We start from the raw sequence: 24,218 nt of genomic DNA on the forward strand, positions 1-24,218 counted from the left end.
TATAAGAGACTTGCTGCAGAGAAGGCAAATAAGAGACTTGAAGAAGCTTTTGAAAATAAAGAAGTTCTCAAAGCACCAGTTGTACAGATTTTGAAAGGTGGTTTGAGTGTTGATGTTGAAGGCGGAAGAGTATTTATACCTGCAAGCCTTGTGTCAGACAATTTTGAAAGAGATTTAAACAAATATCTCAATCAGGAAATTGAATTTGTTATTACAGAGTTTGTATTAAGTCCAAAGAAGAGGATAATAGGCGACAGAAAGCAGTTAATAGTTGCACAGAAGGAAGCCGCTAAGAAAGCTTTATTTGAAAGAATTAATGTAGGTGATGTTGTTGAAGGTGTTGTAAAGAGCGTTGTAGATTTCGGTGCTTTTGTTGACATCGGAGGAGCTGATGGTCTTCTTCATATTTCTGAAATGTCATGGGGCAGAGTAGGAAACCCAAGAAAACTTTTCAAACCTGGTGATAAGGTTACTACATTTATTAAAGAAATTAACGGAGATAAGATTGCTTTAAGTCTTAAGTTTGAAGACACAAATCCATGGGCTAATGCAAGTGAAAAGTTTGCTGTTGGTGCTATTGTTACAGGAAAAGTTGCAAGAATGACAGATTTCGGTGCATTTGTTGAAATTGAGCCTGGTGTTGATGCATTATTACATGTATCACAGATTGCAAAGCATCATGTAGATAAGCCTGCTGATGAATTATCAATTGGTCAGGAAATCGAAGCAAAGATTGTTGATTTCAATGAAGAAGAAAAGAAAATCAGCTTAAGCATGAAGGAACTCCTTCCTGATGAAGAAGTTGAAGATACAGTTGAAGAGCCTGTAGAGGAAGCAACTGAGGACACAGAGGAATAAGATGAAGTAATTCATTTATTGACAACGTAAAAGCAGGCATATTAGTGCTTGCTTTTATGTTTTGTTATGGAAACAACAGGAGCAGATGAAAGCATCTGCCTGATATAAAAGAGATTTTCTTAAAATATAAGGAGCAAGGCGCTTTATGAGAGTTATTGCGGGAAAGGCACGCAGATTACAGCTTAAAACCGTTAAAGGAATGGATACCCGTCCTACCACAGACAGAATTAAAGAAACATTATTTAACATCATTAATGATTTAATGTACGATGCAGTATTTCTTGATTTGTTTAGTGGAAGTGGAGCTATTGCCATAGAAGCTTTAAGCCGTGGAGCTAAAAAAGCATATCTTGTGGAGAATAATAGAGAAGCCTGCAACTGCATAAAAGAAAATCTGAAATTTACACATCTTGAAGATGGAGCACAGTTAATGCAGATGTCATGCAACGAAGCCCTTGCCAGACTAAATGGCAGTGAAATATTTGACGTAGTATTTATGGATCCACCTTATAACAAAGAATACGAGAAGGATGTGTTGATTTTTCTGGGAAAATCTGATTTAATAAATAAAAATTCTTTAATCATTGTGGAGGCTTCTCTAGATACAGATATGTCTTACGCAGAAGAATTAGGATTTGAGATTACGAAAGAAAAGAAGTATAAGACAAACAAGCATGTTTTTTTTAAGATTATGGAGTGAAAGGATGACTAGAGCGATATATCCGGGAAGTTTTGACCCCGTAACTATGGGTCACTTAGATATAATTAAGAGAGCTTCAAAAGTTGTGGACGAATTAATCGTCAGTGTTTTAAATAATAATTCTAAATCTCCGTTGTTTTCAGTAGAAAATCGTGTTAAAATGCTAGAGGAAGTTGTTAAGGATTTACCAAACGTTAAAGTGATGTCTTTTGAGGGTCTTTTGGTGGATTTCGCAAAGGAAGTGAATGCCAAGGTTATAGTAAGAGGTCTTAGGGCTGTTACTGATTTTGAATATGAACTTCAGATGGCACAGACAAACACAGTATTAAACAATGAGATTGATACAATCTTTTTTACAACTAGTTTAGAGTATGCTTATTTAAGCTCAAGTACAGTGAAGGAAGCGGCATATTATGGCGCTGACATTAGCAAACTTGTTCCTGAAACAGTTGTAAATAAAGTTTATGATAAGATTAAGAGATAAAGGAGAAGCGATATGAGTAAGATTGAGCAGATTATTACAGAGATAGAAGAATATATTGATAATTGTAAATTTCAGCCATTATCAACATCAAAAATTATTGTCAACAAAGACGATATTGATGAATTGTTAGCGGAATTAAGATTAAGAACACCTGATGAAATTAAGAAATATCAGAAGATTATTGCTAACAAGGATGCTATTTTAAATGATGCTAAAGAAAGATCAGAGGCTATGATTGCTGAAGCAACAGCACATATTAATCAGTTGGTAAGTGAACATGAAATTATGCAGAAGGCATACAACGAAGCTAATCAGATTATTGAACAGGCACAAACTGAAGCTCAGGGAATCTTAGATTCAGCTACAAATGAAGCAAACGATTTAAGAACAAGAGCAATGCAGTATACAGATGATATTTTATCAAATGTTCAGAGCATTCTTACAACTGGTATGAATAGTTTTGAAAGTGCACAAAGCACTATGATGACTTCACTTAACAGCTCACTTAATGTTGTTGTTGAAAGCAGAAAAGAATTAAGTGGTCAGGAAGATGAAGATACTGCAAGTGATGATTCAGATGATGATTTAACTGTAGATTTATTATAATTTTCATAACACTAAATTGTACTGAATGGTGGAAAGATCTTAGTTTATCTAAGGTCTTTCTTTTTACGTATAGATTTTAAAAACTATGTAGATATTATTGAACAGATTGGCTTAGATAAGCTTATATACAGTAGAGATGATTCATAAAATTATGATATTGGAAATTTGATAAGTTTAATGAGATGAAAAATTAATTTAAAAAACTTCACTTGCGCAAAAAACGGATACGTTTACGCATAACCTATTGCAACATTAAAATCCCAACAATAAAATGTAGATAAATAAAGGCTATAAACGGAATACTTAAAAATGGGAGAATGAAAAGAAAAAACAGTAACGTTAATGTAATTTCAATTATAGGGAGAAATTGAAGTAGTAAACAAAAGTGGAGGATAAGTTATGAGGTAAAGGTCGTAAAGGAACTAAAAGACGAAAGAACCAAAAACTCAAACACATATCTTATGAGCAATGGAAGCAAAAAACTGGAATGGTATGGAGACGATATACGTTATAAGGAAAATGGTAAGTGGAAGGACTATGACAGCTCTTTAAAAGAAATAGAAAATAAAGATCTTAAGGAACTTGAAAAGACTGATGTTGTGGAAAGCAATAAAGCCATTGCCCAATATAAAATGGTGAATACTGAGGGGGACTCAAAACAGTATTTTCCGGAAGAACTCGGCAAAGATACCCCAATTATTATGAAAAAAGATAAATATGAAATTACATTTTCGCAGAAAACGGAAAAAGGTGAAATGCCAAAGAAAAGTGATGGAGACTACGAAGTTATATATACCGGAGAGGATAGCAGAACACAGTACATATCACTAAATAATGGTGTTAAGGAAAATGTCATTTTTAACAGTAGACCTGCAGAAAATACGATTACTTATGAATATGTGCTTAATGGTATGTACATGGAACTGGATGAGAAAACCAATGTCATCGGAATATATGATGAAAAGGGTAAAAAGAAGGCATATATTTCATCACCATACCTGTGTGACAGTACCGGAATTAATTACAGCTTTAACATAAAATATGATATAAAAAATAACGGTGATACATGGACAGTTACCGAAGCATTGGATGAGAAATTTTTGAATTCAAAAGATACAAAATATCCGGTAACTCTTGACCCTACAATGTACTGGACGAGTAAGGATACCGTTGATGCAAGTAATCCAACCAGTGGTTATCCGGCGAATTATGTCATAGATGGCGGTAATGAAATGCTGGTTGGAAAAATATCAGAAGGATTTTATGGTCAGGCAATTATGAAATGGAGGGGACTTGAAGAAAGGCTGAAGAACAAGTTTATAAGTCTGGCTGTTTTGAACATTGATATAAAGGAAGTGGTTGGAAATCCGGTAATAAATATATATCCGGTTGAAGAAAACTGGGATATTTCTCAGGTAACATAGAACACAAAACCGTCCAATTCTGATGAACTTATATCAAGTCAGACAGGATTTGAGCAGGGGAAAAAATACAATCTGGACGTAAAGAAATGGGTGGAAAAGATAGCGTTTGGTGAGATTCCTGAAGCATATGGAATTGCATTATGTACCGGGACGGAAGAGAAAATGTCATATACGAGGATATGTGGAACAGCTACGAATAAAGCACCTATGTTTGTAGTGGATTACTTTGACCCTATAGATATGAATGGAAAGTATTATGGGGATTTTAATATTACGGGAGAATATCAGGAAGATACAGGAAAAATAGATCTGAACTGGGAAGATTACGGTGATGGCTCAGGTAAAGAAGTAGAGGAATACATGATTGCGACCAGAAAAAATGATGGGGATTTTAAAATGGTTGCAAGAACCAGTGATTTGGAGTATTCTTTAGACATAGACAGTGATACCACGGATATGGATGTAAGATTAGTTGCAATAAGAAAAGACGGAAAATATTTAAGTAACATACTTTCTTATAGTATTAACAGTGAAACAGGTGAAGAAAATCAGGATGAGGCAGGGACATATAGTGCCGTGACAAGAGATACTGATGGGGACGGTCTGGAAGACGGATACGAAATATGGGATTTTAAGACAAAATGGAATACTGAGACAGAGGATAGTACGGAAACGGAACCAAAGTACGTTCAGGATAGTGACGGAGATGGATTGCCTGACGGATATGAGGTTTTTACTCTTGGAACGGACCCGGCAGTAAAGAATGAAGATGGAAAAGACAGTGATGGAGATGGTTGGTCAGATGTAAGAGAGTACAGGGAAGGAACGGATCCATGGCTTGTTGATTCAGATTTTGATGAAGTGTATGATCCTGATGATTTTGGTACAGTTAATCCTAGGAAAACTGACAATCCACAGAATAAGGGAACAGATAGGCTTGGTGCATATTCGGCTCAGGTACATAAGGGATTATACGATTATGAGTATTCCGAAATGGAAGACGGTGTTAAAGTAACATATATAGTAAATATTTATCGTGGAGATACAAAGAAAATAACAACAGATTATGGAGATGTTACATTAAATAAAGTTATAAAATATTTCTATGATGAGAATGGAAACAACACTGCAATTGTAGAGGAAAATCAGAATGATATCAATCATACCATATGCATAACATACACATATGACAGTGATGGCAATGTGACCTATATATGTGATCAGAAGACAGAATATACAATGTCATACAAAAATGGTGATATGAAAACCTTGAAAGTTGGAGACGTTGAATTAGTCAATTATGAAAGTAACATAACAGAAAATAGTAATATTTTAGAACAAATTACTTCATATGGAAATGGTCAGAAAATAAGAACGGTGACTACAAAATCTATTGATGAAAATGGAAATTCATATACAAAAAAATCTGAAATATATTATTGTGATGATACACAATGTTCATATGTTACAGAATATGACAATGAAGGGAGAATACTTAAATTTATAGATTGTACGGGTAAAGAGAAAATAAGTTATGATTATGTATATTCAGACGACAACATCACCGTAGCAAGGAATGATGGATTTATGAAGGAAGTAAAAAATAGTCAAAATGTAGATGGAAACATAACAGATAAAAATATATCTTATACATTTGAAAAGAATCAGGGAAGCAAGGTGACATATCAAGAATCTCAGAAAACAGATATGTCGGACGAAGATAAAACCGTAACAACAGACACCTTGTATAATGGTGATAATATTGTGGTAACGTCTTCTGACGAGAATAAAAAGATAAGTTATGAGATATATTCGCAATTGTGCAAAAAGTATATATTGAATAGTTATCAGGACGAAATGTCTGATACAAAGATATCATATAATATAAATGCATATGGTGAAAACAAATAATATGAATATATTTATGATTTGTCAGGAAATATAACGGAAATTAAACTTGATGGAAACAGAATTCACGAATATGCTTATGATGTACATGGGCGATTAGTAAAGGAGTTGGATTATGTTAATAGCACGGGATGTGTTTACGGATATACAAGTACTGGAAATGTTGTGGCAAAGCATCTAAAAAAAATAAATTCGGATGGGAGTCTTACAAATATACAGGACATAAAATATAGTTATGAAAATGGTGATTGGGCTGATCAGTTGACGAAATATGGAAATCAGAAGATAACATATGATAGTGTTGGAAATCCTGTTAAATACCATGACGGGAAGAAATTTGAATGGATAAGAGGCAGAGAACTTTCAAAAATTATATTGAGTGATGATTCGGACGTAACTTATGAATACAATCAAAATGGACTTAGAACTCATAAAGAAACAAATATAACATCTACTGATTATGAATGGGATGAAAAAAACTCATAAGAGAAACTGTTACATACAAGTTATCGGGAAGAAAATATGATATTTGGTATTATTATGATGGTAATGGAGACATCGCAGGTTTTGAGTATAATGAAATAAGTGAGATGAATCAGGAACTTAACAGGAAAAGCATTTATTATGAAAAAATATGCAAGGGGATGTCATAGGACTGATTGATTCAACAGGTGCAAAGATTGCAAGCTATGCGTATGATGCATGGGGAAATGTGGTAGATACAGTTTGTTATGAGAAAAATGAGATACCATATGCATTGAATCATATTACATACAGAGGATATTATTTTGATAACGAGAGTGGATTTTATTACCTTCAAAGTAGGTACTATGATGCTGAAGTGGGAAGATTTATTAATGCTGATGATGTAAAATATATTGGTGCAAATGAAAATAGATGGAGTTATAATTTATATATGTATTGTGAAGGTAATCCAATTATAGGGAATGATGAAACTGGTAATTTAATTACTTATCCGATAAAAGTCACAAAGACGTTTAAGAGACATGTGTGGCAAGCTGCAAACGTTTTTCTCACCGCAAAGGGATATCTTGTTGCAAAGATGATGTTTCATCACGCTTTATATGGTGGGGGTAAAAAAATGCCTAGTAACAAATTACAAAAGCTTACAAATAAAATTAAAAGTGATATTCAGTTAAGTAGGGCGGTAAAAAAAGAACTTGATAAGTGCAAAAAAAGAATAGATGGACAGAAAGTATTTAATTTTGCATTTGAGTTTACAGAAAATAGAGATTTATATTATTCTGTTCAACATATTAGAGTGTTTGTTAATGCAAGAATGTATGACGGGCATAAATGGAATTTGGTCATATCTATAGGTGATATATATGATTTTACGGAGACGAGATCATGGTTTAGTTTTGCGGGATTAGCAAATAATATAGGTAAATATATGCAAGATTCAGGACAGTTGAAACCATTTCGTTGGGGATTGAATTATAAAACTACATTTTAGATTCTAAGAGAGGCGGTGTAAATATGATGAAAGCAAATGGAATTATAATAATTGGAATTAGTGTGGCTATGGTAATAACAGGATGTGGAAATAATACAAAAGAGTTTATTTTAGATGGATATAAGTCTTGCGATGAGTATTTTGATGATGGTTTTAAGAAATACACAGATTATTGTAAATACTATTATGATAAATCTTTTGATGTAACTTTTTCAGAAAATTCATATTATACAGTAGTGTCTAAAGATTACGTTAAGGTTATTAAGCAATATTTTAATAATTTTCAATCGGAATTTATGAGTGAACCAGATAAATATGATTTTGATAGTTCATGTATAACTGAGGGGGATTATTACTATAGGAAAGAGGAAGGAGGTGGCTATGACGTCGGTTTGTATGATTTAGAGAGTCATACATTATATTATATACATGATAATTAGAGAAGTAATGTAGATATTAGAAGATGAGGAAATAGAAGGACACGTAATATGGGCACTAAGTAACTATAGGAAAAGTGAAGTGTATGAAATAATGCAAAAATATACAGATCATCCCAGAAAATGGATTAGGGACATAGCTATAAAATATGTGGTTAAATATGAAAAAACAATTCGGTTATAAAATAACAGCTTAATTGAAACAGGAATGTTTTTCACGGAAAAATCCAACAGGAAACTACATATAGCAGTGCAGCACCTTATTAAAGGAGGAATTTTATATGAGAAAAAAGGAATTGGATGGTGTTATATATGAATTAGAGGACATTAGAAAAAAATATGAAGATAAGTACGAAGAGTTAATTAATGAAACTGACATGAAGTGTAAGAGAAAAGAATACTGGAAAGGGGGAAACATGCTTCATACGGGAGCGTATTGTCCAAGTAAAACCGTTGATATGATATGTGGAAATGTAAGTAGGGGAAAACGTGTTAGAAAAGAAGCAAAAGTTGGATACACGTACTTTTTTGATGATAATGACTTACTGATAAGAGCTGATAGTAAAGATGAAAGCTATGAAAGTATAAAAAAAATGGTGGAAGAAAGGGGTGAAGAAATCTTTCCAAGCATGGAGTTTATTTTTTACACAAGTAATGAAATGAATACGGTAAAATTTGGTTATGGGGGAGGGGAAAACGAAGTAGAAGATGTCTCTAAGTGTATTTATAAAGACGGATATCTACAGGAGTATATTTTATACATAAACATATTGGACGAAAACAAAGGGACAATTGAAGGGGAGCGATATATATTCAGGTAATAGAATAAGTGCAGTTGTAATGTATACATATTTTGGAGATACGGGGCAGTACTTTGAAGAAAAACATGAGATAAATAATTAAAATTCATACTGTTTAATAAAAAACAGGACTACCGGTATTATGGTACTGATTAGTCCTGTTTTTTTAAATGAAATGTTTTTATTAGTTTTTTACAAGATATAAAATAAAAAATAATAATGTAAAAACAACAGATGATTCTAATTTGCCCACTAAATAATATACCTTTAATTTTGAATGACAAATCTGACTTAAAGATTGCATTGTAATGGAAATGCCACCAAAAACAGTAAACAAAAGTATAAGGTATGTACAAAGAACAGTGTTTCCACTTATGTTTTCAAATATAATAGCAGTTCCTGACGTTATTTCACTTACGCCACAAAGAATTGATTTAAACGTGGCATTTATGGGAAGAGTCAAAAGCAACCGGGACATAATATTGAAACAAATAACATAAACCGACAGGGTTGTTAAGGATTTAACAGATAAAAGTATTGGGTTGCCGGTAAAGGGCATAGCTTTTGAATTATTAACTGTAATGTCAGGTTTTAATAAAAAACGGTTGGCTGTTCCTACAATAAAGGCAGGGCAATATACAAGAATGACACATAACAATGCCGGATTAATAAATGCAGTATTTTTTATAAAAGAATTTTGCAGATAATTTAGAAATATATAATTAAGCAAAAAAGACAAACTACAATTGTTACAAAAAGTTACTAAATATGCAGCTTCGGAAAAAGATATTTTTTTATGAATATATAAATCTGATATGGTTTTAGCTCCCATGGGATATCCGCAAATAAAGCCGATAATTACGGCAAAACACCCGTTATCAGATATTTTAAAGAAAATCTTTAATATTGGCTTTAAAATATAACTTATCTGGGAACACAAATCATGTTTTTGCATTATATTTACTATTAGCATAAAAGGAAGCAGTGCAGGAACAAGAGTGTATAGACACAAGGCAATGCCATCCTTTACACTTTTTGATATTAAAGCAGGAAATGTAACAGTTAATACTATGGCAAAAACACATAGGATGGTTTTAATAATTTTTTTCATAAATGCCTTTTTTATTTATAATATTTTGGCAAATTTATATTATTACAACAATATAGGTTGAAATTAATTGAAAAATACAATAAAATGTACAAGGAAGTTTAGAGGTGTACATATGAAAATATCGTCTATTTCAAGTGGAAGTAAAGGCAATTGTATTGTTGTTGATAATGAAAATACAACATTAATGGTTGACGTGGGAATTAGCAGAAAAAAAACAGAAGAAGGTCTGGAGTTTTTTAATAAGACGGCAGATGATGTGGATGGAATACTTATTACCCATGAACATAGCGACCACATAAAGGGGTTGGGAGTGTTTCTTAGAAAGTACCAAAAGCCTGTATATGCCACAGAGAAGACTATTGATTATATATTGAATGAATCATCCATAGGGCAGGTAGATACAGATTTATTTAATGTTATATCTCCTATGAAGGATTTGGTTATAGGGGATATGCAGATTATGCCAATGAAAATCAGTCATGATGCAGCGGATCCTGTTTGCTACAAATTTATGAGCAATACATCAGGGGACAACAAAGTTTGTGCCGTTGTTACTGACTTAGGGGAAAGTAGCGAGCCTTTAATAAATAATTTACAGGATTTAGATGCTATTTTGCTGGAAGCAAATCATGATATTAATATGTTACAGACAGGGCCGTATCCCTATTATTTAAAGCAGCGTATATGGGGAAATAAGGGGCATTTGTCTAACGAGGCATGCGGAAATCTTATTAATAATATAATAAGCGACAGGTTACAGCATATTATGTTGGGACATTTGAGTCAGGAAAATAATTATCCGGCTTTGGCATTTGAGGCAGTGAGAAATGAAATAAATTTTGGAAATAATAAGTTTTGTGCAGATGATATAGACCTGAAAGTTGCCAGTGGCACAAGGCCTTCATCCCAGATTATTATATAAATATATTTTACTTATGTAGGAGGATTTTATGAAGAAGACAATTATAACAGTTGTTGGAAAAGACACAGTAGGAATTATTGCAGGAGTTTGTTCATATCTTGCAGAAAACAATGTAAATATTCTTGACATTTCACAGACTATCGTGCAGGAGTATTTTAACATGATGATGATTGTTGATTGTAATAATGCATCAAAGCCGGTACATGAAATGGCAGATGATTTGGATAAAATCGGAGAAGAAATCGGAGTTGCAATAAAGATGCAGCACGAAGATATTTTTAACAGCATGCATAGAATTTAAAAAACGGAGGCTTTAGATGATAAACAGATTTGAAGTAATAGAAACAAACAAGATGATAGACAACTATAATCTTGATGTTAGAACAATTACATTGGGAATTAGTCTGATGGACTGTATAAGCAGTGATTTAGACATACTTAACAATAATATTTATAATAAAATAAAGAGACTGGCAAAAGACCTTGTTCAGACAGGGGAGGATATTTCAAAGGAATATGGTATTCCTATTGTAAATAAGAGAATTTCCGTTACACCTATAGGTATTGTGGGAGCTAGTGCCTGCAAGACACCGGAGGATTTTGTAACTATTGCTAAAACCTTAGATAAGGTAGCAAAAGAGGTTGGAGTTAATTTCTTAGGAGGCTATTCAGCTTTAGTAAGTAAGGGAATGACTACGGCAGAAGAAAATCTTATAAAGTCAATTCCTCAGGCTTTAGCATGTACTGAAAGAGTCTGCAGTTCAGTAAATGTAGGCTCTACTAAGACCGGTATTAATATGGATGCCGTACGTCTTATGGGAGAAATAGTGTTAGAAACAGCTAAGGCAACTAAAGAACAGGACTCTTTAGGATGTGCCAAGTTAGTTGTATTTTGTAATGCACCTGATGATAATCCTTTTATGGCAGGAGCATTCCACGGTGTTACAGAAGCCGACGCAATTATCAATGTTGGTGTATCCGGTCCCGGCGTTGTAAGACACGCATTAAAGAAAGTTCGTGGAGAGAACTTTGAAGTTCTTTGTGACACAATAAAGAAAACAGCATTTAAAATAACAAGAGTAGGTCAGTTAGTAGCCAAGGAAGCATCTGAGAGACTTAATGTTCCTTTCGGAATAATCGATTTGTCTTTAGCACCTACACCTGCCATTGGAGACAGTGTTGCAGATATTTTAGAGGAAATAGGCTTAGAAAGAGCCGGTGCTCCGGGAACTACAGCTGCCCTTGCCATGCTTAATGACCAGGTTAAAAAAGGTGGTGTAATGGCTTCGTCATATGTAGGTGGATTAAGTGGTGCGTTTATTCCTGTAAGTGAAGATCAGGGAATGATAGATGCAGTAAAAGAAGGAGCTCTTACAATAGAGAAGCTTGAAGCGATGACTTGTGTATGCTCAGTTGGTCTTGACATGATTGCAATACCGGGAGATACAAAGGCTACAACTATTGCCGGAATAATTGCTGACGAATCAGCTATTGGTATGGTTAATCAGAAAACTACAGCTGTTAGAATTATCCCTGTTATTGGAAAACAGGTGGGAGATGAGGTTGAATTTGGTGGACTTTTAGGTTATGCACCGATAATGCCTGTAAACAACTTTGCCTGTGACAATTTTGTAAACAGAACAGGAAGAATTCCTGCACCTATACATAGTTTTAAGAACTAATAACAAAAAAGACTACTTACCACAATTACCATATGTGTGGCAGGTAGTCTTTTTAGATTGTTATCTATAAGGGTCATTGAATAATTATTTTACGGTTAAATTCCGTAGACAGTTCCTTTTTGTATTTATTTGCATAAACCATTCTATATATAGAATCTGCCTTGATATTTATATCCAGGATTTTTCTGTCAAAATCATCACATACGCTGTAATAATCAGAAAATTTACTTATTAAATTTATGTTACTGTTGTTTTTTATTGCAGATAAAACCCCGGAATCTTTTCTAAAGGCAAGGAGCCTTCCAAACTTAAGGTAATCATTATCTTTAAAATAATCCATATCAGCTTTGGTAATACCTAAAAGTATGTGACAAAGACATCTGGAAATGCCGGCATAGGTATAGTTTTTGGACTGAAGCATAGATATAAAGTCCTCATAGCCGGTATAATTTTCTTTTAAATTATTAATTCTGTTACTTAAAAAATCTGAAACATCACTATATTTTGTAAAATCACTTTCCTGTAAAAGAATATATCCTAAAATTTCTGAAAAATGTTTAAGAAAAATAGGTTCAGCCTTTGAATAAAGGGAAAGGGAGTTTGCCGGTATCACAGATCTTAGGTCAGGAGTATGGTTGTCTGACAAGGCATTTCTTATTCCTGAAGCAGAAGCAAATTTCATGTTTATGTTAGTGTCATTATAACCGGCTCCCTGTCTTTTAATGAAAAAAGCCTTAATTTTTGATGATGTTTTATATAATGCTTTTAAGTATTCAATTGCTAAAATATTATTAGAAGATGAAATGATATTATCAAAATCCTCCTGAATAATGGCGGGATTTTTTGAAAGCATATATTTTTTTAATGAAATCCCACGGGCTTTTGGGAAGGTCATTCCTGATTTGAGATTTTCTAACAATGAATCTCTGTATTCTGTTGGTTCATCTGCTAATACATGGGCAATTTCTTCTAAAAGCTTTGTATTTTCCGTTTCACATCCAAAGCATAAGTAATCTATGGAGTTGAGTTTGTTAAAGAAACTTACTGATGATGTGGCAAAAGTTTCAGCAGAGGCTGTAGAATAACATACCGGAAGCTCAAAAACCACGTCGGCACCGTTTTCTATTGCAGTTTTACTGCGAAGAGATTTGTCAAAAATAGCAGGAAGTCCCCTTTGAACAAAATTTCCGCTACATAAAATTACAATATTCTCAGCTCCTGTTTTTTGACGCACCGTGTCAATTAAATATTTATGACCGTTGTGAAAAGGGTTAAATTCTGCGATTATACCTGCTGTTTTCATTGAAATCTCCTAAAATATCCTTCTAAATATAGTATACCGGATTATTGTATCATTATTGCACTATTCTATCAATTAATTAAGGCACAAATTGTTATATGTATTGTAAAATAAATAGTTGTTGTTTCTTCAAAAAAGGTATATTATAATTATTTGTGTGATTGAAGAATATATGAGAAACAAGGAGAAGATGAATATGGGTTTTATTGAGCAGTTAAAGGAAAAAGCCAGACATGACAGAAAGACAATTGTTTTGCCGGAAGGAATGGACAGACGTACATATGAAGCTGCAGAACAGATTGTTAAGGAGGATTTTGCAGATATTATTCTGTTAGCCTCAGAGGAAGAGGTGGCAAAGTATGGAAAAGATTATGACACTGAAGGTATTACAATAATTAACCCGAGAAAATACGAAAAGATACAGGATTATGCTGAACAGTTCTACCAGCTAAGAAAGGCTAAGGGGATGACTAAAGAACAGGCATATGCCATTTTAGTCAGTGACTATATGTATTTTGCATGTATGATGTTAAAGGCTGGAGATGCAGACGGAGTTGTATCAGGAGCATGCCATTCATCAGCTAATACCCTTAGACCGTCTTTACAGATTATAAAGACAAAGCCAGGTAGTAAATTGGTTTCAGCATTTTTTGTAATATGTGTGCCTAATAAGGATATGGGAGCTAATGGTGTATTCGTAATGGGAGACTGTGGACTGAATCAGAATCCTAATCCGGAACAGTTAGCAGATATAGCTGCAAGTAGTGCAGAGTCTTTTGAGTACTTAGTTGGGGAGAAGGCAAGAGTTGCCATGTTATCCCATTCTACCCACGGCAGTGCAGCTCATCCTGATGTGGATCAAGTAGTTGAGGCTACTAAAATAGCCAACAAGGAATATCCACAGTATCTTATTGACGGAGAATTGCAGACAGATGCTGCTTTAGTTCCTGAAATAGCAGAATTTAAGGCACCGGGAAGCCCGGTAGCGGGAAGAGCCAATGTTCTTATATTCCCTGATTTAGATGCAGGAAATATTGGATATAAGCTTTTGCAGAGACTTGGACAGGCTGAGGCATATGGTCCTCTTTGTCAGGGAATTGCAAGACCGATTAACGATTTGTCAAGAGGATGTAGTGCTAAGGATATAGTTGGTGTTGTGGCAATTACAGCAGTACAGGCACAAATAGATTAAATGAGAAAAACTCATTTATAAATAGGTTCCCAATGAAATGCCACCAACGGAAAGTAGGGGCAATAAGATGTGATTAGAAGAAAACAGGAGTTTGAAATGGAAGTTTTAGTTATTAATTGTGGAAGTTCATCACTTAAGTTTCAGTTAATTAATTCAGATAATGAAAAGGTATTGGCAAAGGGACTTTGTGAAAGAATAGGAATTAGCGGCAGTGCTATTACATATGAAAGTGTTAATTGTGAAAAAAACACAAAAGAAATAGATATGCCAACTCATAATGAGGCCATAACAGCTGTTATTTCTGCCCTTACGGCAGAAAACACAGGAGTTATAAAGGATATGAGTGAAGTTGGAGCAGTAGGACACAGAGTGGTACACGGTGGAGAGTATTTTTCAAAGTCAGCTTTAGTTACTGAAGATGTACTTGAAAAAATTGAAAAGTGTAATAATTTAGCACCTCTTCATAACCCGGCAAATATTATTGGAATAAAGGCATGTATGAAAATAATGAAGGATACACCAAATGTGGTTGTGTTTGATACAGCTTTTCATCAGACAATGCCCGAGGAAGCGTATTTATATGCTCTTCCTAGAGAATACTATGATGACTATAAAATAAGAAGATATGGATTCCATGGAACTTCCCATAGCTTTGTGTCAAAGAGAGCAGCTGCTATTTGCGGCAAGCCTTATAATGAATTAAAAACAATTGTTTGTCATTTAGGAAACGGTGCCAGCATATGCGCAGTTGACGGTGGAAAATCAGTGGACACAAGTATGGGGCTTACACCTTTAGCAGGAGTTATAATGGGAACCCGTTCAGGAGATATTGACCCGGGAATTTTAGAAGTTATTGCAAATCATACAGGAAAGAATATTTCAGAAATAACTGAAATATTAAATAAAAAGTCCGGAGTTGCAGGACTTTCAGGAGTGTCTAGCGACTTTAGAGATATAGAAAAGGCAATAAGTGAAGGAAATGAAAATGCAAAATCAGCATTTGATGCTTACATACATACTGTTGTAAAATTTATCGGTGCCTATGTTGCAGTAATGAATGGTGTAGATGTAATTGCTTTTACAGCCGGCGTTGGAGAAAACAATGGTCATGTAAGAAAAGATGTGTGCAGTCATTTAAAATATCTTGGAATTGAAATAGATGATGAGGCAAACTCAAAACGTGGAGAGGAAGTAATGATTTCCACTAAAGAGTCAAAGGTTAAGGTTTATGTTATACCAACCAATGAGGAACTTGCAATTGCAAGGGAGACGGTAGAAGTTTTAGCTTAAGCAGCAAATTGAAAAAATAAAAAAAGTATTTGACAAACCTATGGCTGATATGTATAATTTATAAGGTGCTTTGAAGAAGGAATATTATGTTAATTGATTTATACGATTTACTACAGGAAGAAGACGGGGTAAGAAATTACCCGGTAGAGCTTGAAGCGAAGGAATTTAAAACTAAAAAGAGCCGTTATCCTATTTCTGACAGTGATATTAAGTTGTCTTTTAGAAATAAGGGTAAGAAGCATATTGATTTTAAATGCGTTGGGAAGGTTACATTGATTATTCCGTGTGACAAGTGTTTAGAGCCTGTACCGTATGAGATTAATATTGATTATTTCAAAGATTTAGATATGAATAAATCTTCAGAAGAAAAGATTGCTGAGTTAGATGAAGAAGTTTATCTTGAAGGTACAAAATTTGATTCTGATGTATTTGTTTATAACGAGATTCTGGTTAGTTTACCTATGAAAGTCCTATGCAAAGAAGACTGCAAAGGAATTTGCAATAGATGCGGCGCTAATCTCAATATGGGATCCTGTAAGTGCGATAACGCAGAACCAGGTACGGGAATGTCGAAAATTTTAGATGTTTTTAATCAGTTTAAGGAGGTGTAAACCATGTCTATCTGTCCAAAGAACAAATCTTCTAAAGGAAGAAGAGATAAGAGAAGAGCTAACTGGAAGATGTCAGCTCCAAACCTTGTAAAGTGCAGTAAATGTGGAGCATTAATGATGCCACACAGAGTATGCAAGGCTTGTGGAAGCTATAACAAAAAAGAAATTGTTTCAGTTGACTAATTATAAAAAAGTGGCTGTTGCTTTAATCATTGAAATGATTGCTAAAGCGACAGCCACTTTTTCTTGATTTTATAACGTATTTTTAGTATATTATCCTTATGCAAAAAAGGAGGATTTGGAATGTCGAAAGCTATTGTAGCCTTAGATTGTATGGGTGGAGACAATGCTCCGGGAGAGATTGTTAAAGGTGCTGTTTTAGCAGCTAATGAAAATAAAAACATTAATATAAAACTTGTAGGCAGAAAAGAAGATATTGAAAAAGAACTTACAAAGTACGATTACGACAGTAATCTTTTGGAAATTATAAATGCAACTGAAGTTATTGAAACAGGGGAACCACCTGTTGCTGCTATTAGAAGCAAGAAGGATTCATCCCTTGTAAAATGTATGTACATGGTTAAAAACGGTGAAGCAGATGCCATGGTATCTGCCGGAAGTACAGGAGCTAACCTTGTAGGCGGACATGTTATTATTGGAAGATTAAAAGGGGTAGAAAGACCACCTCTTGCACCACTTATTCCTACAAAGAAGGGTGTTTCACTTCTTATAGATTGTGGGGCGAATGTTGATGCGAGACCATCTCATTTAGTTCAGTTTGCCAAGATGGGTTCCGTGTACATGGAAAATATTGTAGGTATTAAGAATCCTAAAGTTGCCATTGTTAATATCGGTGCTGAAGAGGAAAAGGGGAATGCCTTAGTTAAGGAAACATACCCTCTTTTAAAGGAAATTAAGGATATTAATTTTGTGGGAAATATTGAAGCCAGGGATATTCCTGAAGGAAAAGCAGATGTAATTGTCTGCGATGCTTTTGTGGGAAACTGTATTTTGAAATTGTATGAAGGCGTGGCATCGGTACTTTTAAGCAAGATTAAAGGAACCTTAATGGCAAGTCTTAAAACAAAAATAGGAGCTCTTCTTATTAAGAAAGATTTGAAGAAGACACTTAAATCATTTTCCATTGAGGAATACGGCGGAGCACCTCTTTTAGGTCTTAAAGGACTCTTAGTAAAAACTCATGGAAGTTCAAAAGCAATAGAAATCAAAAATTCAATTCTGCAATGTGGAACATTTAAAGAAATGGATTTAAATAATAAATTTAAAGAGAAATTAAATTTAGAAAATAAATAGATTGAAAAGGAGAGTATTATGGAATTAGAAAGATTAATAAAGGCAGTGGCTGATGTTTTAGATTTAGACCCTGCAACAATAACAGCTGACAGTAAATTTGTTGATGATTTAGGAGCAGATTCATTAGATGTGCTGGAAATAGTAATGGGAATTGAAGAAGAATTCGGTATTCAGGTTCCTACAGATGAAGCACAGTCAATAGTTACAGTTGGTGATGCTTACGAAAAAATTAAGAAAGAACTTGAAAAATAAGCCCTAGAAATAGGGCTTAAAAAACGCAATAATTTAAGAGGATATATATGAATAGTGATTACGCCTTATTAGAAACAAAAATAGAATATGTTTTTAAGGATAAAGACCTGCTGCTTAACGCATTAACCCATACATCTTTTGCTAACGAACATAGAAGTAAGGGAATAAAGGACAACGAGAGGCTTGAGTTTTTAGGTGATGCCGTTTTAGAATTGGTGTCTAGTGAGTTTTTATTTAAAACCATGCCGGATATGCCGGAAGGGAATATGACGAAGCTAAGAGCAAGCCTTGTGTGTGAACCTACTTTGGCAAATGATGCAAGGGAAATTGGTCTTGAGGAATTTATTTATTTGGGAAAAGGTGAGGAAGAAACAGGTGGAAGAAAGAGAAATTCCATTGTTTCAGATGCCTTTGAAGCCCTTATAGGAAGCATATTTTTAGATGGTGGAATAGATAATGCCAGAGATTTTATAATTAAATTTGCTTTAAATGATATTGAAAATAAAAGATTATTTTATGACAGTAAAACAATTTTGCAGGAAAGAATTAATATTGCAAAGGTTGGTAAGCTTTCATATGAAATAACAGGTGAAACTGGGCCTGATCATAATAAAACCTATGAGGTGGCTGCGATGCTTGATGACAAAGTAATTGGCAGTGGCATGGGTCATACCAAAAAGGCGGCTGAACAGCAGGCGGCGTACAGTGCCTTGAAAAAATTTAGATAAGAGGGAACAACATGTATTTAAAAAGCATTGAAATACACGGATTTAAGTCTTTTGCAAATAAAATAAATTTTGAATTTCACAATGGGATTACAGGAATTGTAGGGCCAAACGGTTCAGGAAAAAGTAATGTTGCAGATGCCGTAAGATGGGTATTAGGTGAGCAGAAAACAAAACAGCTTAGAAGCTCGAAAATGGAAGATGTTATATTTGCAGGAACAGAAAACCGTAAACCTATGGGATATGCATATGTTGCCATAACATTTGATAACGCAGATCATAAATTAAATATAGATTACGACGAAGTTACAGTTTCAAGAAGATTATTCCGCTCCGGTGAAAGCGAATATATGATAAACGGAACGCAGGTGAGACTAAAAGACATCAATGAGTTGTTTTATGACACAGGTATTGGAAAAGAAGGTTATTCCATTATAGGTCAGGGACAGATTGACAAAATATTAAGTGGTAAGCCGGAGGAAAGAAGAGAACTTTTCGACGAAGCTGCAGGAATTGTTAAGTTTAAAAGAAGAAAAAATGAAGCTTTAAGAAAACTTGACGACCAGAACCAGAATCTTGTAAGAGTTTCAGATATTTTAGGAGAACTGGAAAGACAGGTGGTTCCTTTAGAAAAGCAATGTGAAAAGGCTAAAAGATATCTTTTATTGAAAGATGATTTAAAAGTAAACGATGTAAACATGTTTTTAATTGAATACAATGAGATTAAAAACAGATTAACACAGCTTGATGAAAAAATTAAAATCGCATCAGACGACATGCAGGTGGCATCTGATGAGTTTGAAAAAATCAAGGCGGATTACACTAAACTTGAGAAAATTATTGAAGAAATTGACAATACAATTGAAACCAAAAAGGCTTCATTTAATGAAACTATATTGAATATTGAAAAGTTCGAGGGACAGATTAATGTTATAAGGGAGCAGATTAATTCAGCAAAAAATAACGAATCCTACATTAATCAGAGAATAGATTCCGTTAATGAGGAAATTAAACAGCAGGGCATTGAATTAGAAAATGCACAAAGGGAAAAGACGGAAAATGAGGGTAAGTTAAAGGAAGTCATTGCTTCCCAAACTGAAATAAATGAACAGATTGAGGAAAAAGGTCAGGGAATAAAGGAATTAGAGGAAAAAATTGAGAAGGACAAAGGAGAAATAATTGAACTTCTTAACGCCAAGGCTTTAATTAAAACAAAAATACAAAGATGTGATACCTTGTTAGAGCAGATTAACATAAGAAAATCACAACTTAACCAGAAACTTATTGAATTTAAAAGTCAGAGAGATGGTCAGGACAACGTTATTAAGGAATTAGAACAGCAGCTTGAAAACGTTAAAAGTGACATAAAGAAAATAAATGATACTTTAAATAAATATAACAATGATTTGGCAGATTTGAGAGTGGAAAACAGCAGACTTTCAAAGGAATTGTCGGAAAACAATGAAAAGTATCATAAATTAAAATCAAATCTTGAAACTTTAAAGAACATTACCGAACGTTATGAGGGATATGGAAGCAGCATAAAGAAGGTAATGGAATTAAAGGAAGGCCGTAAAGGGATTATTGGTGTTGTAGCAGACATTATTAAGGTTGACAAAAAGTATGAAGTGGCTATAGAAACAGCATTAGGTGGAAATATTCAAAATATTGTCACTGATACGGAAACCACGGCTAAGGACACCATTGAGTATCTTAAAAAGAACAAATATGGACGTGCCACCTTCCTGCCTCTTAGCAGTATGAGCAACAAAACTAATTTCAATGCTCCTGATGCATTAGAGGAAAAGGGAGTGTTGGGGCTTGCCAGTGACTTAGTGGATATTAAGAAAGAATACGAAGGGGTAGCTAAATACCTTCTTGGAAGAGTTATGGTGGTGGACACCATTGACCATGCCATTTCCATTGAGAGAAAATACCGTTACACTGTTAGAATTGTTACCCTTGAAGGTGAATACCTGAATGTAGGTGGTTCAATTTCCGGTGGTGCCTTTAAAAACAACAGTAATCTTCTGGGACGAAGACGTGAAATAGACGAAATTCAAAAGAAGCTTGTTACATTAAAAGAAGAAAAAACAGGTCTGGATAAGGCTTTAACAGATAACAGAGGTGAAATAAGTGTTGTTTCAGAGGAAGTAAATAAAATTACAGCAGGTTTACAGGAACAGCTTATTATTAAAAATACCATTGAGATTAATTTAAAGCAGGCAAAAGATAAGAAGGACAGCATAGCAAGGGAATATAAGGATTATACCAGTGAAAGCGATGATATTGCTGTTCAGATAAGCGACATCAATAAAAACAGTGTATCTCTTAATGATGAGCTGACGGGAACAGAGGACAGAAGTAACCTGTTAGAAAAGGAAGTTGTAGAGAATACAAAGAAACTTAATTCTCTAAAAGAAGAATTGGCTCAGCAAAATGGTCTTTTAGAAGAAATAAATATTGAAATTGCAAACTATAAGCAAAAGCACGAATTTATTGTTGAGAAAATCAGTAATGCAGGTAAGGTTATTGAAGGCTTTAAGCAGGAAATAGAAGATATTAAAAATAATTCTAAGGAAAACAACAATGAAATAAGTGCCAGAACAGAAGCTATTGATAATCTTACTAAAGAAACTGAGAAGAGCCGTAAGCAGGTTGAACTCTTAAAGGAAGAAATTCAAAAGGCTAAAGATGAAAAGGATAAGCAAAGCCGTGAACACAAGGAATTTTTTGAAAAACGTGAACAGCTTTCAGAGAGAATTTCAGCTTTAGATAAAGAAGTTTACAGACTAAGCAGCCAGAAAGAGGCATTAGAGGAAAAATCTGAAAACAAAGAGGCTTATATGTGGAATGAATATGAAATCACATACAGAAAAGCCTGTGAAATGAAGAATCCTGATTACAGTGATAAATCAGAGATAAGAGATAATATAGCCAACATAAGAAAAGAAATGAAATCATTAGGTGATGTAAACATTAATGCCATTGAAGAGTTTAAGGAAGTAAATGAGCGTTATCAGTTTATGAAAAACCAGCATGACGACCTTATGGAAGCTAAGGAAAATCTTCTTAAAATAATTGATGAACTTGAAGTGGGAATGAGAAAGCAGTTCAAGGAGAAATTTGAGGAGATTAAGATTGAATTTGATAAAGTATTTAAGGAGTTGTTCGGTGGTGGAAAAGGCACAATTGAGCTGACGGAAGCAGAGGATATTCTAGAGGCAGGAATTAATATTATTTCCCAGCCACCTGGAAAGAAACTCCAGAATATGATGCAGTTATCAGGTGGAGAAAAGGCACTTACAGCCATAAGTCTGTTGTTTGCCATTCAGAACCTGAAGCCTTCACCGTTTTGTCTTTTAGATGAAATAGAAGCAGCTCTTGATGGCTCTAATGTTGTAAGGTTTGCAGAGTATTTACATAAACTTACAAAAAATACTCAGTTTATTGTTATAACTCACAGACGTGGAACTATGAATTCAGCCGACAGATTATATGGTATAACAATGCAGGAAAAGGGTATTTCTGCATTAGTATCTGTAGATTTGTTAGAGAAGGATTTAACAAAATAACAGAAAGGAGACGCAAAAAGCGTATTAAATATGGCAGGAAAGTTTTTTGAAAAATTAGTTTCAGGACTTACAAAAACCAGAAACAATATTGTGTCAGGATTAAATTCCATTTTTACGGGATTTTCCAATATAGATGATGACTTTTATGAAGAGTTAGAGGAAACTCTTATTATGAGTGATATTGGAGTGAACACTACAGAAGAAATTCTTGATACATTAAAGGAACAGGTAAAAGAATTAAAAATTAAGGAGCCTATGGAATGTAAGGATTTGCTTATAAAAAACATAGAAGAGCAAATGGATATAGGGGAAAATGCATACGATTTTGAAAATCAGCGTTCCGTAATTTTAATGATTGGTGTAAACGGGGTGGGAAAAACCACTTCCATTGGAAAACTGGCAAGTCAGTTTAAGAAAAATAACAAAAAGGTAGTTTTGGCTGCCGCTGATACGTTTAGGGCGGCTGCTGCAGAACAGTTAAAAGAATGGGCTGACAGGGCAGGAGTTGACATTGTTTCAGGAAAGGAAGGCTCAGACCCGGGTTCTGTCTTGTTTGATGCCATATCATCAGCTAAAAATAAAGGTGCAGATATTCTTTTGTGCGATACAGCAGGAAGACTTCATAATAAGAAAAATCTTATGGAAGAATTAAAGAAGTTAGACAGAATCATTGAAAAAGAATATGGTGGATGCCATAGGGAAAACTTCATAGTTCTTGATGCCACAACAGGACAAAATGCCTTAGTACAGGCTAAGCAGTTTAAGGAATGTGCTGACATTACCGGTGTTATTCTTACAAAAATGGATGGAACTGCTAAGGGTGGAATAGCCATTGCCATTCAGGCAGAACTTGGCATACCTGTAAAATATATAGGTGTGGGAGAACAGATTGATGATTTACAGAAATTTGATGCACACGATTTTGTGGAAGCATTATTTAACGTACAGGAGTAATTTAGTCAGATAGAGGTATTGTTATGGAGAAAAAATTAACTTTAAGAAAATTTGAGGAAGCTAGTGAAATAGTAAAAAAAGTAACTATTAATACAAACTTAATTTACAGTGATTATTTCAGTGAACAGACAGGTAACCATGTGTATATTAAACCTGAAAACATGCAGTTTACAGGGGCTTACAAGGTAAGAGGTGCGTATTATAAAATCAGCACTCTTTCTGAAGAAGAAAGAGAGAGGGGTCTTATTACTGCATCAGCAGGAAATCATGCCCAGGGTGTAGCTTACGCAGCAAAAATATATGGAGCTAAGGCTACCATTGTAATGCCTACGGTAACTCCACTTATGAAAGTGAACAGAACCAAAAACTATGGTGCAGACGTGGTTTTATATGGTGATGTATACGATGATGCCTGCAAATATGCTTTAAATCTTGCATCAAAGCAGGGATATACATTTATTCCACCATTTGACGATTTGGATGTGGCAACAGGTCAGGGAACAATTGCCATGGAAATCTTTAAAGAACTTCCAACAGTTGACTGTATTTTGGTTCCAATAGGAGGAGGCGGATTAGCAACAGGTGTAAGCACATTG

General features: G+C 34.3%; 25 protein-coding genes. 23 read left to right on the forward strand and 2 right to left on the reverse strand.

What is annotated here, in order from left to right; genetic code table 11:
- The 10 genes from Q5O73_RS04775 to Q5O73_RS04820 all read left to right on the forward strand — a co-directional run.
- On the forward strand, positions 1 to 858 hold an 858-nt coding region (locus tag Q5O73_RS04775), incomplete at its 5' end, for a 30S ribosomal protein S1 (RefSeq protein ID WP_302669149.1).
- A gap of 145 nt (positions 859 to 1,003) precedes the next feature.
- Entirely contained in the window at positions 1,004 to 1,558 is a 555-nt protein-coding gene (rsmD, locus tag Q5O73_RS04780) for a 16S rRNA (guanine(966)-N(2))-methyltransferase RsmD (protein ID WP_021953132.1), read from the forward strand.
- A 4-nt stretch (positions 1,559 to 1,562) separates the two neighbouring features.
- Complete coding sequence (gene coaD, locus Q5O73_RS04785; RefSeq protein WP_021953131.1) at positions 1,563 to 2,042, forward strand: pantetheine-phosphate adenylyltransferase; 480 nt, start codon at positions 1,563 to 1,565, stop codon at positions 2,040 to 2,042.
- A 12-nt stretch (positions 2,043 to 2,054) separates the two neighbouring features.
- The gene (locus Q5O73_RS04790) at positions 2,055 to 2,648 is read left to right on the forward strand and encodes a hypothetical protein (protein ID WP_021953130.1); all 594 of its coding nucleotides are present in this window, start codon (positions 2,055 to 2,057) and stop codon (positions 2,646 to 2,648) included.
- A 461-nt stretch (positions 2,649 to 3,109) separates the two neighbouring features.
- Entirely contained in the window at positions 3,110 to 4,072 is a 963-nt protein-coding gene (locus tag Q5O73_RS04795; protein WP_302669150.1) for a hypothetical protein, read from the forward strand.
- Positions 4,073 to 4,162: 90 nt separating this feature from the next.
- The gene (locus Q5O73_RS04800; protein ID WP_302669151.1) at positions 4,163 to 5,983 is read left to right on the forward strand and encodes a hypothetical protein; all 1,821 of its coding nucleotides are present in this window, start codon (positions 4,163 to 4,165) and stop codon (positions 5,981 to 5,983) included.
- Between the two features lie 18 nt (positions 5,984 to 6,001).
- A complete protein-coding gene (locus tag Q5O73_RS04805; protein ID WP_302628838.1) occupies positions 6,002 to 6,466 on the forward strand; it encodes a hypothetical protein in 465 nt (154 codons plus the stop codon).
- 148 nt (positions 6,467 to 6,614) lie between these two features.
- On the forward strand, positions 6,615 to 7,457 hold the full coding sequence (locus Q5O73_RS04810; RefSeq protein WP_302669152.1) for an RHS repeat domain-containing protein: 843 nt from the start codon (positions 6,615 to 6,617) through the stop codon (positions 7,455 to 7,457).
- A gap of 23 nt (positions 7,458 to 7,480) precedes the next feature.
- Positions 7,481 to 7,897 (forward strand): hypothetical protein, encoded by a 417-nt coding sequence (locus tag Q5O73_RS04815; protein ID WP_021953126.1) that lies wholly within the window; start codon positions 7,481 to 7,483, stop codon positions 7,895 to 7,897.
- A 278-nt stretch (positions 7,898 to 8,175) separates the two neighbouring features.
- Positions 8,176 to 8,715 (forward strand): hypothetical protein, encoded by a 540-nt coding sequence (locus Q5O73_RS04820; protein WP_302669153.1) that lies wholly within the window; start codon positions 8,176 to 8,178, stop codon positions 8,713 to 8,715.
- A gap of 163 nt (positions 8,716 to 8,878) precedes the next feature.
- Here Q5O73_RS04820 and Q5O73_RS04825 read toward each other — a convergent pair whose 3' ends face one another.
- A complete protein-coding gene (locus Q5O73_RS04825) occupies positions 8,879 to 9,805 on the reverse strand; it encodes a nucleoside recognition domain-containing protein (RefSeq protein WP_118588652.1) in 927 nt (308 codons plus the stop codon).
- 112 nt (positions 9,806 to 9,917) lie between these two features.
- Here Q5O73_RS04825 and Q5O73_RS04830 point away from each other — a divergent pair, with 112 nt between their 5' ends.
- Genes Q5O73_RS04830 through Q5O73_RS04840 form a run of 3 tightly spaced genes read left to right on the forward strand, consistent with a single transcriptional unit; the run spans position 9,918 to position 12,409 of the window.
- On the forward strand, positions 9,918 to 10,727 hold the full coding sequence (locus Q5O73_RS04830) for an MBL fold metallo-hydrolase (protein ID WP_021953123.1): 810 nt from the start codon (positions 9,918 to 9,920) through the stop codon (positions 10,725 to 10,727).
- Between the two features lie 28 nt (positions 10,728 to 10,755).
- The gene (locus tag Q5O73_RS04835; RefSeq protein WP_021953122.1) at positions 10,756 to 11,028 is read left to right on the forward strand and encodes an ACT domain-containing protein; all 273 of its coding nucleotides are present in this window, start codon (positions 10,756 to 10,758) and stop codon (positions 11,026 to 11,028) included.
- A gap of 16 nt (positions 11,029 to 11,044) precedes the next feature.
- Positions 11,045 to 12,409 carry a PFL family protein gene (locus Q5O73_RS04840; RefSeq protein WP_302669154.1) on the forward strand — a complete coding sequence of 455 codons (1,365 nt, stop codon included), beginning with the start codon at positions 11,045 to 11,047 and terminating at the stop codon, positions 12,407 to 12,409.
- A 73-nt stretch (positions 12,410 to 12,482) separates the two neighbouring features.
- Here the strand turns inward: Q5O73_RS04840 and Q5O73_RS04845 are convergent, their stop codons facing one another.
- Positions 12,483 to 13,712 carry a nucleotidyltransferase family protein gene (locus tag Q5O73_RS04845; RefSeq protein ID WP_302669155.1) on the reverse strand — a complete coding sequence of 410 codons (1,230 nt, stop codon included), beginning with the start codon at positions 13,710 to 13,712 and terminating at the stop codon, positions 12,483 to 12,485.
- 193 nt (positions 13,713 to 13,905) lie between these two features.
- Between Q5O73_RS04845 and pta the strand changes: the two genes are divergently transcribed.
- The 10 genes from pta to Q5O73_RS04895 form a co-directional block, all read left to right on the forward strand.
- Positions 13,906 to 14,901, forward strand: a complete 996-nt coding sequence (gene pta, locus Q5O73_RS04850; RefSeq protein ID WP_302669156.1) for a phosphate acetyltransferase — start codon at positions 13,906 to 13,908, stop codon at positions 14,899 to 14,901.
- Between the two features lie 96 nt (positions 14,902 to 14,997).
- Positions 14,998 to 16,191 (forward strand): acetate/propionate family kinase, encoded by a 1,194-nt coding sequence (locus tag Q5O73_RS04855; RefSeq protein ID WP_302669159.1) that lies wholly within the window; start codon positions 14,998 to 15,000, stop codon positions 16,189 to 16,191.
- A gap of 86 nt (positions 16,192 to 16,277) precedes the next feature.
- On the forward strand, positions 16,278 to 16,802 hold the full coding sequence (locus tag Q5O73_RS04860; protein WP_118588646.1) for a DUF177 domain-containing protein: 525 nt from the start codon (positions 16,278 to 16,280) through the stop codon (positions 16,800 to 16,802).
- Positions 16,803 to 16,805: 3 nt separating this feature from the next.
- Positions 16,806 to 16,985 carry a 50S ribosomal protein L32 gene (gene rpmF, locus Q5O73_RS04865; RefSeq protein ID WP_021953116.1) on the forward strand — a complete coding sequence of 60 codons (180 nt, stop codon included), beginning with the start codon at positions 16,806 to 16,808 and terminating at the stop codon, positions 16,983 to 16,985.
- Between the two features lie 120 nt (positions 16,986 to 17,105).
- Positions 17,106 to 18,116 carry a phosphate acyltransferase PlsX gene (gene plsX, locus Q5O73_RS04870; RefSeq protein ID WP_118588645.1) on the forward strand — a complete coding sequence of 337 codons (1,011 nt, stop codon included), beginning with the start codon at positions 17,106 to 17,108 and terminating at the stop codon, positions 18,114 to 18,116.
- Between the two features lie 18 nt (positions 18,117 to 18,134).
- Complete coding sequence (acpP, locus tag Q5O73_RS04875; RefSeq protein ID WP_021953114.1) at positions 18,135 to 18,368, forward strand: acyl carrier protein; 234 nt, start codon at positions 18,135 to 18,137, stop codon at positions 18,366 to 18,368.
- A gap of 47 nt (positions 18,369 to 18,415) precedes the next feature.
- Positions 18,416 to 19,096 (forward strand): ribonuclease III, encoded by a 681-nt coding sequence (rnc, locus tag Q5O73_RS04880; RefSeq protein ID WP_021953113.1) that lies wholly within the window; start codon positions 18,416 to 18,418, stop codon positions 19,094 to 19,096.
- Between the two features lie 11 nt (positions 19,097 to 19,107).
- Positions 19,108 to 22,668 carry a chromosome segregation protein SMC gene (gene smc, locus Q5O73_RS04885; protein ID WP_302669157.1) on the forward strand — a complete coding sequence of 1,187 codons (3,561 nt, stop codon included), beginning with the start codon at positions 19,108 to 19,110 and terminating at the stop codon, positions 22,666 to 22,668.
- Between the two features lie 30 nt (positions 22,669 to 22,698).
- A complete protein-coding gene (gene ftsY, locus Q5O73_RS04890) occupies positions 22,699 to 23,622 on the forward strand; it encodes a signal recognition particle-docking protein FtsY (RefSeq protein WP_118588643.1) in 924 nt (307 codons plus the stop codon).
- A 23-nt stretch (positions 23,623 to 23,645) separates the two neighbouring features.
- Positions 23,646 to 24,218: threonine/serine dehydratase (locus tag Q5O73_RS04895; RefSeq protein ID WP_302669158.1), on the forward strand; the 573-nt coding region annotated here is incomplete at its 3' end.

The organism is Eubacterium sp. AF15-50 (assembly GCF_934835595.1).
Taxonomy (GTDB): domain Bacteria; phylum Bacillota; class Clostridia; order Lachnospirales; family Lachnospiraceae; genus Eubacterium_G; species Eubacterium_G segne.